This is a genomic window from Sphingomonas sp. PP-CE-3G-477 (genome assembly GCF_003050745.1).
GTDB lineage: Bacteria > Pseudomonadota > Alphaproteobacteria > Sphingomonadales > Sphingomonadaceae > Sphingomonas.
Window position 1 is genome coordinate 30,005 of the sequence record NZ_QAOF01000012.1, and the last position, 12,651, is coordinate 42,655.

17 protein-coding genes are annotated in these 12,651 nt (G+C 65.0%); 12 read left to right on the forward strand and 5 right to left on the reverse strand.

The window, feature by feature from the left end; genetic code table 11:
- Positions 1-4: 4 nt before the first annotated feature.
- Positions 5-238: a DUF6489 family protein gene (locus C8J45_RS16995; protein ID WP_056053820.1), complete on the reverse strand. Its 234-nt coding sequence runs from the start codon at positions 236-238 to the stop codon at positions 5-7.
- Between the two features lie 56 nt (positions 239-294).
- Here C8J45_RS16995 and C8J45_RS17000 point away from each other — a divergent pair, with 56 nt between their 5' ends.
- Positions 295-765, forward strand: coding sequence for a methylated-DNA--[protein]-cysteine S-methyltransferase (locus tag C8J45_RS17000; protein ID WP_107964301.1), 471 nt, complete (start codon positions 295-297; stop codon positions 763-765).
- Positions 762-1,463 carry a dienelactone hydrolase family protein gene (locus tag C8J45_RS17005; RefSeq protein WP_107964302.1) on the forward strand — a complete coding sequence of 234 codons (702 nt, stop codon included), beginning with the start codon at positions 762-764 and terminating at the stop codon, positions 1,461-1,463. The genes C8J45_RS17000 and C8J45_RS17005 overlap by 4 nt, the downstream gene beginning before the upstream one ends.
- Before the next feature lie 182 nt (positions 1,464-1,645).
- On the opposite strand, the gene C8J45_RS17010 is transcribed toward C8J45_RS17005, so the two are convergent.
- The 4 genes from C8J45_RS17010 to hemE form a co-directional block, all read right to left on the reverse strand.
- Positions 1,646-2,365, reverse strand: coding sequence for a TerC family protein (locus C8J45_RS17010; RefSeq protein ID WP_181321263.1), 720 nt, complete (start codon positions 2,363-2,365; stop codon positions 1,646-1,648).
- A 231-nt stretch (positions 2,366-2,596) separates the two neighbouring features.
- Complete coding sequence (rho, locus tag C8J45_RS17015; protein WP_031395107.1) at positions 2,597-3,853, reverse strand: transcription termination factor Rho; 1,257 nt, start codon at positions 3,851-3,853, stop codon at positions 2,597-2,599.
- Between the two features lie 302 nt (positions 3,854-4,155).
- Positions 4,156-4,617 (reverse strand): CopD family protein, encoded by a 462-nt coding sequence (locus C8J45_RS17020; RefSeq protein WP_107964303.1) that lies wholly within the window; start codon positions 4,615-4,617, stop codon positions 4,156-4,158.
- Complete coding sequence (gene hemE / locus C8J45_RS17025; RefSeq protein ID WP_107964304.1) at positions 4,614-5,651, reverse strand: uroporphyrinogen decarboxylase; 1,038 nt, start codon at positions 5,649-5,651, stop codon at positions 4,614-4,616. Before hemE ends, C8J45_RS17020 begins: the two co-directional genes overlap by 4 nt.
- A gap of 340 nt (positions 5,652-5,991) precedes the next feature.
- Between hemE and C8J45_RS17030 the strand changes: the two genes are divergently transcribed.
- From C8J45_RS17030 to C8J45_RS17075, 10 genes are all read left to right on the forward strand, one after another.
- Positions 5,992-6,825 carry a pyruvate, water dikinase regulatory protein gene (locus C8J45_RS17030; RefSeq protein ID WP_107964305.1) on the forward strand — a complete coding sequence of 278 codons (834 nt, stop codon included), beginning with the start codon at positions 5,992-5,994 and terminating at the stop codon, positions 6,823-6,825.
- Entirely contained in the window at positions 6,822-7,412 is a 591-nt protein-coding gene (locus tag C8J45_RS17035) for a nucleoside triphosphate pyrophosphatase (protein WP_107964306.1), read from the forward strand. Before C8J45_RS17030 ends, C8J45_RS17035 begins: the two co-directional genes overlap by 4 nt.
- A 245-nt stretch (positions 7,413-7,657) precedes the next feature.
- Positions 7,658-8,470, forward strand: coding sequence for a shikimate dehydrogenase (locus tag C8J45_RS17040; RefSeq protein WP_107964307.1), 813 nt, complete (start codon positions 7,658-7,660; stop codon positions 8,468-8,470).
- Positions 8,467-9,042 (forward strand): dephospho-CoA kinase, encoded by a 576-nt coding sequence (coaE, locus tag C8J45_RS17045; protein WP_107964308.1) that lies wholly within the window; start codon positions 8,467-8,469, stop codon positions 9,040-9,042. Before C8J45_RS17040 ends, coaE begins: the two co-directional genes overlap by 4 nt.
- Before the next feature lie 15 nt (positions 9,043-9,057).
- Positions 9,058-9,750: a DNA polymerase III subunit epsilon gene (gene dnaQ, locus C8J45_RS17050; protein WP_107964309.1), complete on the forward strand. Its 693-nt coding sequence runs from the start codon at positions 9,058-9,060 to the stop codon at positions 9,748-9,750.
- 61 nt (positions 9,751-9,811) lie between these two features.
- On the forward strand, positions 9,812-10,411 hold the full coding sequence (gene hpf / locus C8J45_RS17055; RefSeq protein WP_107964310.1) for a ribosome hibernation-promoting factor, HPF/YfiA family: 600 nt from the start codon (positions 9,812-9,814) through the stop codon (positions 10,409-10,411).
- A gap of 101 nt (positions 10,412-10,512) precedes the next feature.
- Positions 10,513-10,980: a PTS sugar transporter subunit IIA gene (locus C8J45_RS17060; RefSeq protein WP_107964311.1), complete on the forward strand. Its 468-nt coding sequence runs from the start codon at positions 10,513-10,515 to the stop codon at positions 10,978-10,980.
- Positions 10,970-11,443 (forward strand): PaaI family thioesterase, encoded by a 474-nt coding sequence (locus C8J45_RS17065; protein ID WP_107964312.1) that lies wholly within the window; start codon positions 10,970-10,972, stop codon positions 11,441-11,443. Before C8J45_RS17060 ends, C8J45_RS17065 begins: the two co-directional genes overlap by 11 nt.
- Positions 11,440-11,766: a DUF1491 family protein gene (locus C8J45_RS17070; protein WP_107964313.1), complete on the forward strand. Its 327-nt coding sequence runs from the start codon at positions 11,440-11,442 to the stop codon at positions 11,764-11,766. Before C8J45_RS17065 ends, C8J45_RS17070 begins: the two co-directional genes overlap by 4 nt.
- A 153-nt stretch (positions 11,767-11,919) precedes the next feature.
- Positions 11,920-12,579 carry a cell wall hydrolase gene (locus C8J45_RS17075; protein WP_107964314.1) on the forward strand — a complete coding sequence of 220 codons (660 nt, stop codon included), beginning with the start codon at positions 11,920-11,922 and terminating at the stop codon, positions 12,577-12,579.
- Positions 12,580-12,651: the final 72 nt, after the last annotated feature.

The following is a 12,651-nucleotide window of genomic DNA, read 5'->3' on the forward strand; positions in this document are numbered from 1 at the left end:
AAACTCAGCCGCTTTTCGTCGCGCTGTCGAACAGGCGTTTCCACATCGCCATCCCCGCCTCGCCCATCGGCTGCCAGCCGCGCATCATCGATTCGAGCATCTCGGGCTTCATCTGGCCGTCCGGGATCGCCTCCATCATCATTGCGATATAGCGGTCGTGGATCGGCGTCAGGTCGGGCAGCCCGACCGCGCGGCGCGCTTCTTCGGGGGTGCATTCGATCTCGATATTCATCTTCATGTGACGCACCCTCGATGACGCTTGAGCGGTCCATCGCGGCGCTGCATAGCGGGGGAATGTATGCGCGCGATGCCGCCTCGATCGCAACGCCTATCGGTCTGGTCCGCGTGACCGGCACCGGGGACCGGATCGACGCGATCGATATCGGCGTGGATAATGGTTCGACCAGCGATGCCCCCGCGATCGTGGAAGCACTCCGCCAGATCGACGCATATTTCGCCGGACGGCTGACCGAGTTCGATCTGCCACTAGCGCCCTCGCCTACCCCGCGCGGTGCCGACCTCCGCCAGGCAATCGTCGACATCGCCTACGGCACGACGGCCAGTTACGGCGAACTCGCCAAGGCGATCAGCTCCAGCCCGCGCGCGATCGGCCAGGCGTGCGCACGCAATCCCTTTCCGATCATCGTCCCCTGCCACCGAATCCTTGGAGCCGGCGGAGCGCTTGGTGCGTACTCCGCGGGGGAAGGCCCGATCACCAAATCCCGGCTGCTCGACCATGAGCGGCCGCCAGGAGGACTGCTATGACGAACACTACCAAGATCGCCACGCTCGCGGGCGATGGCGAATTCATCGCGTATCGCGCGACTCCGGCAGGCACGCCAAAGGCGGCGATCGTCGTGATCCAGGAGATTTTCGGCGTGAACGCAGGGATCCGCCGCAAGTGCGATACGCTCGCCGAGGCCGGCTATCTCGCAATCGCGCCCGACCTGTTCTGGCGGCTGGAGCCCGGCATTGAGCTCGATCCTGACATCAAGCCCGAGTTCGACCGTGCGCTCGAACTGATGGGCCAGTTCGACCAGGACAAGGGTATCGCCGATATCGAGGCGAGCATCCGCGCGGTCCGGTCGGAACTCGGTGACGACACAAAGGTCGGCGTGGTCGGCTACTGCCTCGGCGGGCGCCTGGCGTTCATGACCGCGGCACGTACCGACGTCGATGCGAGCGTCGGCTATTACGGCGTCGGGATCGACGGTCTGCTGGGCGAAAAGCATGCGATCGCACACCCGGTGCTGCTGCACGTGCCGGAGGAGGATCACTTCGTCGACAAGGACGCGCAGGCAGCGATGCACGCAGGACTCGACGATCATCCGAAGGTGACGATCTACGATTACGCGGGCGAGGATCACGGCTTCGCGACCGAGTTCGGCGAGCGTCGCTCGGATGCGTCGGCCAAGCTGGCGGACGAGCGGACGGCCAAGTTCTTCGCAGAGAATCTCGCCTAAAACCCCTCCGTCACCCCGGACTAGTTCCGGGGTCCACGGTTCCGCGTACTCACGACTATCGAGCGTGCGGAACGGTGGATGCCGGAACCAGCCCGGCATGACGGGGGTATGGACGGAGACATGAAAAAGGCCTCGCCGGACGATCCCGGCGAGGCCTTTTCCTTATCCCACTCGCACCGCGATCAGCGCAGCAGCGAGATGATCCCGAGCGTCTCGCCGGTGCCGACCCAGCCCTCGTAGATCATCTTCAGCGCGACCACGAGGATCACCGCGAGGCCGATATATGCGATCCAGCGATACTTGTTGATGACGCGCGCGATATAGTTCGCCGCCAAGCCCATCATCGCGACCGACAGCAGCAGGCCGATGACGAGGATGCCGGGATGCTCGCGCGCCGCGCCGGCGACCGCCAGGACGTTGTCGAGGCTCATCGAGACGTCGGCGACCGCGACGGCCCAGGCCGCGCTCGCGAAACCCTTGGACGAGCGGATACCCGAACGCTCGTCGCCCTGGATCTCCTCGGAGCCTGCGTTCTCCGCGCCCTCGCGGATTTCGCGCCAGAACTTCCAGCTTACCCAGAGCAGCAGCAGACCGCCCGCGAAGATCAGCCCGACGATGCCCATCAGCCACGTCACGATCAACGCGAAGAAGATGCGCAGCACCAGCGCGGCGCCGATGCCGATCAGGATGACCTTCTTGCGCTGGTCGGCGGGGAGGCCAGCGGCGAGTGCGCCGACGACGATCGCGTTGTCGCCCGCCAGGACGAGGTCGATCATCAGGACCGATCCGAACGCGGCGAGCGCCTTCGGGTCGCCGAGGTTGGAGAAGTCGGCGACGATATGCTGCCAGATTTCCAGCGGCGAGCCGGGGCCCGCGGTGCTCGATGCGGCGGCGGCCAGCATGGCGATGATACTCAAGATGTCAGCTCCCGGTGACGTGGGTCACCAGCGGCGAGCGATGGTGACGGATTATAGGGCGTTTAATAGCGAAACGGCACGCGAAAGCCATTGCTCTCGCGTGCCGCTTTGGTCTGCTTGGCGGACATGGGCAAAGCCCATGTCGTCGGTCGGGGCCCTGCCCCGCCGGCCGGATCGATGCGAGTCCCGCTGCAGCCTGCGGCGGGACTCGTTCGATCACTGATTCATGGAATCGAAGAAATTCTCGTTGGTCTTCGAATCCTTCATCTTGTCGAGCAGGAATTCCATCGCGTCGATCGTGCCCATCTGCATCAGGATGCGACGCAGGACCCACATTTTGCTGAGCTTGGCCTTGTCGACCAGCAGTTCTTCCTTGCGGGTACCCGACTTGCCGACGTCCAGCGCCGGGAAGATGCGCTTGTCCGCGACCTTGCGATCGAGCACGATTTCCGAGTTGCCGGTGCCCTTGAACTCCTCGAAGATCACCTCGTCCATGCGGCTGCCCGTATCGATCAGCGCGGTCGCGATGATCGAGAGCGAACCGCCCTCCTCGATGTTGCGTGCGGCGCCGAAGAAGCGCTTCGGACGCTGCAGCGCGTTCGCATCGACACCGCCGGTCAGGACCTTGCCCGACGACGGCACGACGGTGTTGTAGGCGCGCCCCAGACGCGTGATCGAGTCGAGCAGGATCACCACGTCCTTCTTGTGCTCGACCAGGCGCTTGGCCTTTTCGATCACCATTTCAGCGACTTGCACGTGGCGCTGCGCGGGTTCGTCGAAGGTCGAGCTGACCACCTCGCCCTTCACGCTGCGCTGCATGTCGGTGACTTCCTCAGGCCGCTCGTCGATCAGCAGGACGATCAGGAACACCTCGGGGTGATTGTCGGTGATCGCCTTGGCCATGTTCTGCAACATGACCGTCTTGCCGACGCGCGGCGGCGCGACGATCAGCGTACGCTGGCCCTTGCCCTGCGGCGAGACGATGTCGATCACGCGCGCCGACTTGTCCTTGACGGTCGGATCGGCGGGATCGAGCGTCAGCTTGCTCTCGGGGTAGAGCGGCGTGAGGTTGTCGAAATTGACGCGGTGGCGGACAACGTCGGGGTCATCGAAATTGACGGCCGTGAGCTTCACCAGCGAGAAATAGCGTTCGCCGTCCTTCGGCCCGCGGATCTCGCCCTCGACCGTATCACCGGTGCGCAGGCCGAACTTACGGACCTGGTTCGGCGAGATGTAGATGTCGTCCGGCCCCGCCAGATAGTTCGATTCCGGCGAGCGCAGGAAGCCGAAGCCGTCGGGCAGCACTTCGATCGTGCCGAGCCCCATGATCTGGTCGCCATTGTCCGCCTGAACCTTCAGGATCGCGAACAGCAGGTCCTGCTTGCGCAGCGTCGAGGCGCTCTCGACCCCCAGTTCCTCGGCCAGCTGGACCAGCTCGGCGGGTTTCTTTTTCTTCAGGTCTTTGAGATGCATGGGGATTTCCGGATAGCAATCAACGGGAGAACGCTCGGTCGGCGGTGCGCTTGGGAAGCGGAACTGGGCGAGACGAGTCTGCTGGAACCCACGACCGGGCAGGACGCCAGGAGGCCGTGTTGGGAGAAGGGGTTAGAATTGGGGGGCGGGTTAGTCAAGCGGCCCCTTCAATCCTCCCCCGCCAGGGGGAGGTGGCTGGCACTTGCCAGACGGAGGGGGAGGAAAGGACAACGGTTGTTGCGCGTTCCTCCCCCTCCGTCACCTCCGGCGACACCTCCCCCTGGCGGGGGAGGATCAGGAAGTCAGAACGGCTTAACGATCACAAGCACGACGATCAGCGTCACCGCCAGCGCAGGCACCTCGTTCAGCATCCGCAACTGCTTCCCCGCCAGCGTCGGCTTCCCCGCGGCGAGCTTCTTCGCATAGCCGACCGCCCAGCCGTGATATCCCGTCAGCAGAAATACGATCAGCAGCTTCAGGTGCAGCCACCCCAACCCCGGCGCGCCGTCCGCCAGCCCCAGGTTCAGCGCCAGCGCGATCCCCAGCACCCAGACGACGATCATCGCCGGTGTCAGGATGATGTGGCGGATCTTGCTCTCGCGCTCGATCCAGTTCGCCGCCTCGCTCGTGTTGCCGGCCGCCAGCGCCTCCTGATGATACACGAGATAGCGCGGCAGCATGAACAGCCCCGCCATCCAGAAGATCACGAAGATCAGATGCGCCGCCTTCACCCAGTCGTACGCAGCGCCCAGAAATCCGCTCATGTCGTGCTCCTTACGCGGGCGATCAGCTGCTCGACATGCGCGATGGGCGTGTCGGGCAGGATGCCATGGCCTAGGTTGAAGACGTGCGGACGCTCGACGAACGCCGCCAGGATCCGGTCGATCGCCGCATCGAGATCCGCCCCGCCCGCGATCAACGCGAGCGGATCGAGATTGCCCTGCACCGGCATGTCCACGGGCAACGACGCGTGCGCCCAGACCGGATCGACCGTCTCGTCCAGCCCGATCGCATCGACCCCCGTCTCGCGCGCATAGGCCGGCAACTTGCCCCCTGCCCCCTTCGGAAAGCCGATGATCGGCACGCCGGGGCACCGCGCGTGGAGGCGCTCGACGATCGACGCGGTCGGCGCGATCACCCAGCGCTCGAACTGCGCAGGCGATAGCGACCCCGACCAGCTGTCGAACAGTTGCACCACATCGACACCGGCCTCGACCTGTCGCGCGAGATACTCGACCGTATTGTCCGCAATCGCATCGATGATCGCACCGAACGCCTCGGGGTCACGATACGCGAAACGCCGCGTCTCGGACTGGTCCTTCGAGCCCTTCCCCGCCACCATATAGGTCGCGACCGTCCAGGGAGACCCCGCAAAGCCCAGGAACGTCGTCTCGGGAGGCAGTGCAGCCGCGACCTTCGCGACGGTGCCGTAGACCGGCTCCAGCCGCCCCATCACCGGCTGCAACCGATCGAGCGCATGGTCAACCAACGCCGGCTCGAGCCGTGGCCCCTCGCCGACCCCGAAGCTCAAATCCTGCCCGAGTGCCCAGGGGATCATCAGGATGTCCGAGAACAGGATGGATCCGTCGAACCCGAACCGACGGATGGGCTGGAGCGTGACTTCGGCCGCCGCGTCAGGATCGGTGGCGAGCGCGAGGAACCCGCCCTTCTCCGCACGCAGTTCGCGGTATTCGGCGAGATACCGCCCCGCCTGCCGCATGAGCCATAGCGGCGGTACGGCCTGACGCTCTCCGCGAAGAGTCGCCAGGAGAGGCTTGATGGGAGGCGAGTTGGGGATCGGATCGGTCAGCGGAGCACCCTTCTTCTACTATAAGAAGATTCAAGAAATAGGTTGTTGCAGTGGTTGGGCGGTTGAACCCGGGACTTATGCGGTGATCCCCAAATTGCCAACAGCTTGACCCTCGCGCACCGCCACAAACGCGCTGATTCGATTCAAGGCTCCCCGTTACCCACAGCCTGTGGATAAAATCCGCCCCTGTGCGTGGCGGTGTGGATAGAATCGGTGTTATCCACGGCACACCCCTCGCTTGGCGAGGCGGACGAGTTACGCTAGCCGTTCTCCCCATGTTATCCACAGATTCACGCCCACAGGCCCGCCCGCTGGGGATAAAACGCCGATGATGCGGCTCCACCTTCATTTGTTGTCGGATTCAACCGGCGAGACGCTGGAGAACATCGCGAAGGCGGCGCTGGCGCAATATGACGACGTCGAGACGGTCCGCCATTTCTGGCCGATGGTCCGGACCGAGGCGCATCTCGAGCGCATTCTCCAGGAGATCGCGCAGAACCCGGGGCTGGTTGTCTTCACGCTGGTGAACCCCGCAACGCGCCGGATTCTTGAGCAACGGTGCCTCGCGTTGGGGCTGCCCGCGGTAGCCCCGCTCGACCCGGTCAACGACGCGCTGTCCGGGTTGCTCGGGCAGCAGGCGAAGGCGCGGCCGGGACGCCAGCACGTGCTCGATGCCGCGTATTTCGCGCGCGTCGACGCGATCCAGTGGACGATCGCGCATGACGACGGGATCGCGTGGGAGGAATGGGAGGAGGCCGATATCGTCCTCGCGGGCGTGTCGCGCTCGTCGAAGACGCCGACCTCGATCTATCTCGCCAACCGCGGCTACAAGACCGCCAACATCCCGATAGTGGTCGAAAGCCCGCCGCCGAAGATCCTCTACGGGCTTAAGAACCCACTGATCGTCGGCCTCACGACCAGCGCCGACCGCCTGATCCAGGTCCGCCGCAATCGCCTGCTGTCGCTCAACCAGCAGCCCGACACGTCGTATGTCGAGGAAGAAGCGGTGATGCGCGAACTAGCCTTTGCGCGCCGGATGTTCGCCGACAATGGCTGGTCGGTGATCGACGTCACCAGGCGTTCGATCGAGGAAACCGCGGCGGCGATCATCGCCTTGTGCAACCAGCGCCGCGCCGACGCCGCTCCGAAGGTCGAATTATGAGCTTGATCCTCGCCTCGCAAAGCGCCTCGCGTCGCGCGATGCTGACCGCCGCCGGCGTACCGTTCGAGGCGACCTTTGCCGGCGTCGACGAGGATGCGGCGAAGGCGGCGCTTCGCGACCTGCCGCCGCGCGATCTCGCCGATGCGCTGGCCGAACTGAAGGCGCTCAAGGTTTCCGCAAGGATGCCCGGTTATCTCGTCCTCGGCAGTGACTCGCTGGTCGCACTGGAAGACGGCAGTATCCTCGACAAGCCCGTGGACCGAGACGATGCGGCGGCGCATCTGCGGTTGATGTCGGGCAAGCGACACGACCTCTGGAGTGCCGCGGTCGTCGCTGAGAACGGCCAGGCGATCTGGCGCCACGTCGAACGCGCGAAGATGCACGTGCGGCCGCTGTCGGAGGCGTTCATCGAGACGTATCTCGATGCGGAGTGGCCGGCGATTGCCGGCTGTGTCGGGTGCTACAGAATCGAGGGCCCCGGCGCGCAACTCTTCGCCAAGATCGAAGGAAGCCAGTTCACGGTACTCGGCATGCCGCTACTCAACGTCCTCGATTTCCTCCGCGTACGTGGCGAGTTGCCGACGTAATTCGAAGCGCTCAATCCTCCCCCGCCAGGGGGAGGTGGCTGGCGATTGCCAGACGGAGGGGGAGGTAAGGGACAACCGCTGTTCCGTATCCTCCCCCTCCGTCACCTTCGGCGCCACCTCCCCCTTGCGGGGAAGGATTGAATGCACCTTCGCGCATTCACTCGCGCTAGACTAAATCCCGTTCACCCGCGAAGGCGGGTGCCCAGACTGGATCCCCGCCCCCGCGGGGAAACACGGAGCTTCGAATGACCCGCCCCTATGCAGAAGTGATCGGCGATCCGATCGCGCAGTCGAAATCGCCGCTGATCCACGGCTTCTGGCTAGACGCGCTCGGGATCGACGCGGAGTACCGCCACAAGCTCGTCACCCCGGACGCCCTCCCCGCGTACTTCGCCGAACGCAAAGCCGACCCCGCATGGCGAGGGTGCAACATCACGATGCCGCACAAGCTCGCAGCACTCGACCACGTCTCCGACCCCGGCAACGTCCGCGGGACGATCGGCGCGATCAACACCGTGTTCCGCAACCAGGCGGGCGACTGCGTCGGCACCAACACCGACGCCGCCGGATTCTGGGCGCCAATCGACGACCTCGACATCGCCGGCCAGCCCGTCACCGTAATCGGCGCCGGGGGTGCCGCCCGCGCGATCCTGTTCGCGCTGTCGCGAATGGGCGTCGGCCCCGTCACGATCCTGAACCGCAATCCGCTGAAGGGCGCGGCGCTGCTGTCAACGTTCGGCCTCAAGGGTCAGGCGCTCCCGATCGGCCCCGCCGCCCCGCCATCGCGCCTGCTCGTCAACGCCAGTGTACTCGGCATGGCCGGCCAACCACCGCTCTACATCGATCTCGGCGCGCTCGAACCCGACTCGCTGGTCTACGACATCGTCTACTCCCCGCTCGAAACCGGTCTGCTCAAAGCGGCGCGCGCGCGCGATCTCGAAACCGTCGATGGCCTGGAGATGTTGATCGGCCAAGCCGCCGTCGCGTTCGAGATATTGTTCCACGTGGAACCACCGCGCGATCGCGACGAAGACCTCCGCGCGTCGCTGGTCAAATGATCATCGGCCTCACCGGCTCGATCGGCATGGGCAAATCCGCTGTCGCTGCGATGTTCGCCGACGAGGCCGTCCCCGTGTTCGACGCCGACGCAACCGTCCACCGACTGCAAGGCATCGGCGGGCGACTGGTCCCCGCAATTGAAACTGCCTTCCCCGGCACCACCGCCAATGGCGCAGTCGACCGCACGAAACTGGGCGCAGCGGTGTTCGGCGACGACGCCGCGATCAAGCGACTCGAAGCGATCGTCCACCCCGCCGTCGGCGAAGAACGCGCCGCCTTCCTCGCCAAGCACACGGGAAAGCGAGTCGTCTTCGACGTCCCCCTGCTGTTCGAGACCGGCGGCGACCGCAACGTCGACCTGATCGTCGTCGTCTCCGCCGCCCCCGACGTCCAGCGCGCCCGCGTCCTCGCCCGTCCCGGCATGACCGCGGACAAGTTCGCCGCGATCCTTGCTCGCCAGACCCCTGACGCCGAAAAACGCGCCCGCGCGGATCACGTCATCAACACCGACACCAGCTTCGACGCAACGCGCGCGCAAGTCCGGGCGGTGCTTGCATCATTGGAAATCTGAGCCGATACCATCGGGATGCGTGAGATCGTCTTCGATACCGAAACCACCGGCCTCAGTTTTTCCGGCGGCGACCGCATGGTCGAAATCGGGTGCGTCGAGATGCTCAACCGGGTCGAGACCGGCCGCACCTTCCACGCCTATTACCACCCCGAACGCGACATGCCGGTCGAGGCGTTCAACGTCCACGGGCTGAGCCAGGCATTCCTCTCCGACAAGCCGAAGTTCGCCGACGCGGTCGAGGACCTGCTCGAATTCGTCGGCGACGCGCCGATGATCGCGCACAATGCCGGCTTCGACTTCTCGTTCCTCAACGGCGAGCTGACCAAGTGCGGCCGCCAGATCATCCACATGAAGCGGATGGTCGACACGCTGCAGATCGCGCGTAGCCGTCACCCCGGCGCCAAGCATTCGCTCGACGCGCTGTGCTCGCGCTTCGGAATCGATCGCAGCCACCGCGTCCTGCACGGCGCGCTGCTCGACGCGCAGTTGCTCGCGCAGGTCTATGTCGAGCTGATGGGCGGTCGCCAGATCGGCCTCGGCCTGCTCGGCGATACCGGCAGCACCGCCGCGACTCCGATCGTCGCACAGGCGCCTCGGGTCGTTCGCCCAGCGCGCGTTTTCGCGGTGAGCGAGGGAGACCTTGCGGCTCATGCTGCGTTTATGAAGGGGATCAAGGATCCGATCTGGGGGGCCGTGGCGTCCGGATGACGCTGGCAGGGTGGAGCCAATAGGACCGCCCGAAGACTGTAACGCCGACAAGGAGACGACAATGGATATCCGGATTTCTGGTCATCAGGTTGACACTGGCGAAGCACTCAACAGCCACGTGGAAGACCGACTCCAGGGTATCGCCGACAAGTATTTCTCGCGCGCCATCTCGGCCGAAGTCACGTTCGGCAAGGGCCCGCACGACGCCGGCTTCAAATGCGACATCGTCTCGCACGTGATGAAGGGCCTCGTGATCAAGGGGCATGGCGATGCCTATGACGCGCGCGCCGCATTCGATGCCGCCGCCGCCAAGATCGAGACGCAACTCCGCCGCTACATGCGCCGCCTGAAGGATCGCCACGCTGGCGAAGCGGTCGCGATCGCCGAGAGCAACGGCTACGACAATGCCGGCTACACGCTGTTCCAGGAAAGCATCGAGGAAGACGACGTCGCGGACGCACCGCTGATCATCGCCGAGACGCGGGTCGATATTCCCGAGGCGAGCGTGTCCGACGCGGTGATGATGCTCGATCTGCGCAACACCGCCGCGTTGCTGTTCATGAATGCGGGCACCGGCGCGCACAACATGGTGTATAAGCGCGGTGACGGCACGATCGGCTGGGTCGAGCCACAGCGCGTGGCGGCCCCCCCTCACCAGTAACGAAGGGTCCATAAAGGCGCGGGTCTCAAGGCCGCGCCTTTACGCCCCCGCGCAACCCGCTAAGGCGGACGCGCGCGGGGGCGCTTGAGACATTGAACACAATGACTGATTTCAGCGATATGCTGCGTCCCGACGCAGTGCAGACGGGCGTGATCGCCACCAACAAGAAGGCGGTGTTCCAGCATCTCGCCACGATCGCGTCGGAGATACTCGATTCCGACCCAAAGATGGTCGCCGACCGGCTGGCCGCGCGGGAAAAGCTCGGCTCGACCGGGTTCGGTGGCGGTGTCGCAATCCCGCATGCCAAGCTCGAAGGGCTTGCGCAGGTAACCGGTGTCTTCGCACGGCTCGCGCAGCCGGTCGATTTCCAGGCGGTCGACGATCTCCCTGTCGACCTCGTGTTCATGCTGCTGTCCCCCACCGACGCCGGCGCGGTTCATTTGAAGGCGCTCGCTCGCGTCTCGCGACGGCTGCGCGACAAGGCGTTCCTGGAAAAACTGCGCGGCGGTGGTTCGCCCGATGCGGTCTACGCGCTGTTCACCGCCGACGAGGTCCGCGATGCAGCCTGAGTCGGCCCCTAACTCGGCAGGCGCAGACGCGCATTTCCGCGCGCTGGTGTCGCTATATGCTCAAGCGCCGATCAACCGCTTCTTCGACTCCTCGCTCGAAATCCCCGAAGCCGGCGTCGCGCGCATCCATTTCACGATCGACGAGCGCCATTACCACGCCGGCGGCGCCGCGCACGGCACGAGCTATTTCAAGATGCTCGACGACGCCGCTTTCTACGCCTGCAACAGCCTAGTCACCGACCGCTTCCTGCTCACCACCGCGTTCAATCTCCTTCTCACGCGCCCGCTGAAGATCGGCCCCGTGATCGCCGAGGGACGCTGGATCAGCGGCAAGCGACGCGTCTTCGTCGCGGACGCGCGACTGATCGATGCGGACGGCGAAGAAGCGGCAAGAGGCACCGGTACGTTCATGCGCTCGCGGATCGCGCTCGCCGGCCTCCCCGGATACCGCAGCGCGGCATGAGCGGTCGTCTCCCCAGCGGAGTCCTCGTCAGCGCGCTGTTGCGACGCATCAACGACGCCGGCGGCTTCGGCGCGGTGATGGCGAAAGGCGACCCGCAAGGTGGCGCGATCCTGGTCATCGCGGTCGACAAGGGCGCCCCTCCCCGACTGCTGGAACGCGGCATCGGACCCGACGGCCGGACCGCGCTGATCGACTCCACCCCGCTTGAGGACCTCGACGGATATTGGCGTCGTCGCCGCGCAAGCGACCCGGATCTATGGGTAATTGAGGTGGACATCGCAGCGGTGGAACGGTTCGCCGCTGAAACGATCCTCGACGATTGACTCGAAAGCCCCCCCCATAGAGGGGAATTGCAACATTGATTGGCGTTGTGCTGGGACGGGTGCGATCCGGATCGGTTACGCAGTCGGGGGGATGCCCGGACGATCGGCTAGTACGATTGGTTCCGTGGTCCAACCGCATCTGAATAAGTTTGAATGACGATTCTTCAGCGGGCTGCGACGATCGCGGTCATGACGTTTTCTCTCGCCGGCCTGCTCGGCAACAGCGCTCCCGGTCAGGCAACCGGTATTGATCGCTCGACCACCAATCTCACTGCTCTCGCCAATCTAAACGCGCTCTCGCCGCAGAATGTTCCGCAGATCGCTCCAGTTGCCACCACCGTCGCACCTGTCGAGACGAACGCCGAGAACACCGCAGTCAGCCCTGCCGTCGCAGAAGCCGAAGAATTCGACACGCTCGCCCAGGCCGTTGCCGCGCAGGATAGCGCCGCCGCCGACGAAGCGCTCCAGTGCCTTGCCGGCGCGATCTATTTCGAATCCAAGGGTGAGCCGCTGACCGGCCAGCTTGCCGTCGCCGAAGTCATCATCAATCGCGCCAAGTCGGGTCGCTTCCCCGCCAACGTCTGCGCCGTCGTCAAGCAGCGCGGCCAGTTCAGCTTCGTCCGCGGTGGCCAAATCCCCAACATCAACGCCGGCACCGCCTACCGCACCGCGATCGCAGTCGCCAAGGTCGCCCTCGCCGATGCGTGGAACAGCCCGGCCGACAAGGCGCTCTACTTCAACACCCCCGATCGCCGCCCCAGCGTCCGCGCGATCAAGGTCGCCTCGATCGGCAACCACATCTTCTATCGCTGATATCCCCGGATATCGCTGAAGTCCGACCCCGTCCCGCACCCAGCGGGGCGGGGTTTCTCATATCCGCCAACG

Coding starts and splice junctions, on each gene's coding strand:
- C8J45_RS16995 (WP_056053820.1), bottom strand. CDS start 238: ATGAAGATGAATATCGAGATCGAATGCACCCCCGAAGAAGCGCGCCGC.
- C8J45_RS17000 (WP_107964301.1), top strand. CDS start 295: ATGTATGCGCGCGATGCCGCCTCGATCGCAACGCCTATCGGTCTGGTC.
- C8J45_RS17005 (WP_107964302.1), top strand. CDS start 762: ATGACGAACACTACCAAGATCGCCACGCTCGCGGGCGATGGCGAATTC.
- C8J45_RS17010 (WP_181321263.1), bottom strand. CDS start 2,365: ATGCTGGCCGCCGCCGCATCGAGCACCGCGGGCCCCGGCTCGCCGCTG.
- rho (WP_031395107.1), bottom strand. CDS start 3,853: ATGCATCTCAAAGACCTGAAGAAAAAGAAACCCGCCGAGCTGGTCCAG.
- C8J45_RS17020 (WP_107964303.1), bottom strand. CDS start 4,617: ATGAGCGGATTTCTGGGCGCTGCGTACGACTGGGTGAAGGCGGCGCAT.
- C8J45_RS17030 (WP_107964305.1), top strand. CDS start 5,992: ATGATGCGGCTCCACCTTCATTTGTTGTCGGATTCAACCGGCGAGACG.
- C8J45_RS17035 (WP_107964306.1), top strand. CDS start 6,822: ATGAGCTTGATCCTCGCCTCGCAAAGCGCCTCGCGTCGCGCGATGCTG.
- C8J45_RS17040 (WP_107964307.1), top strand. CDS start 7,658: ATGACCCGCCCCTATGCAGAAGTGATCGGCGATCCGATCGCGCAGTCG.
- coaE (WP_107964308.1), top strand. CDS start 8,467: ATGATCATCGGCCTCACCGGCTCGATCGGCATGGGCAAATCCGCTGTC.
- dnaQ (WP_107964309.1), top strand. CDS start 9,058: ATGCGTGAGATCGTCTTCGATACCGAAACCACCGGCCTCAGTTTTTCC.
- hpf (WP_107964310.1), top strand. CDS start 9,812: ATGGATATCCGGATTTCTGGTCATCAGGTTGACACTGGCGAAGCACTC.
- C8J45_RS17060 (WP_107964311.1), top strand. CDS start 10,513: ATGACTGATTTCAGCGATATGCTGCGTCCCGACGCAGTGCAGACGGGC.
- C8J45_RS17065 (WP_107964312.1), top strand. CDS start 10,970: ATGCAGCCTGAGTCGGCCCCTAACTCGGCAGGCGCAGACGCGCATTTC.
- C8J45_RS17070 (WP_107964313.1), top strand. CDS start 11,440: ATGAGCGGTCGTCTCCCCAGCGGAGTCCTCGTCAGCGCGCTGTTGCGA.
- C8J45_RS17075 (WP_107964314.1), top strand. CDS start 11,920: ATGACGATTCTTCAGCGGGCTGCGACGATCGCGGTCATGACGTTTTCT.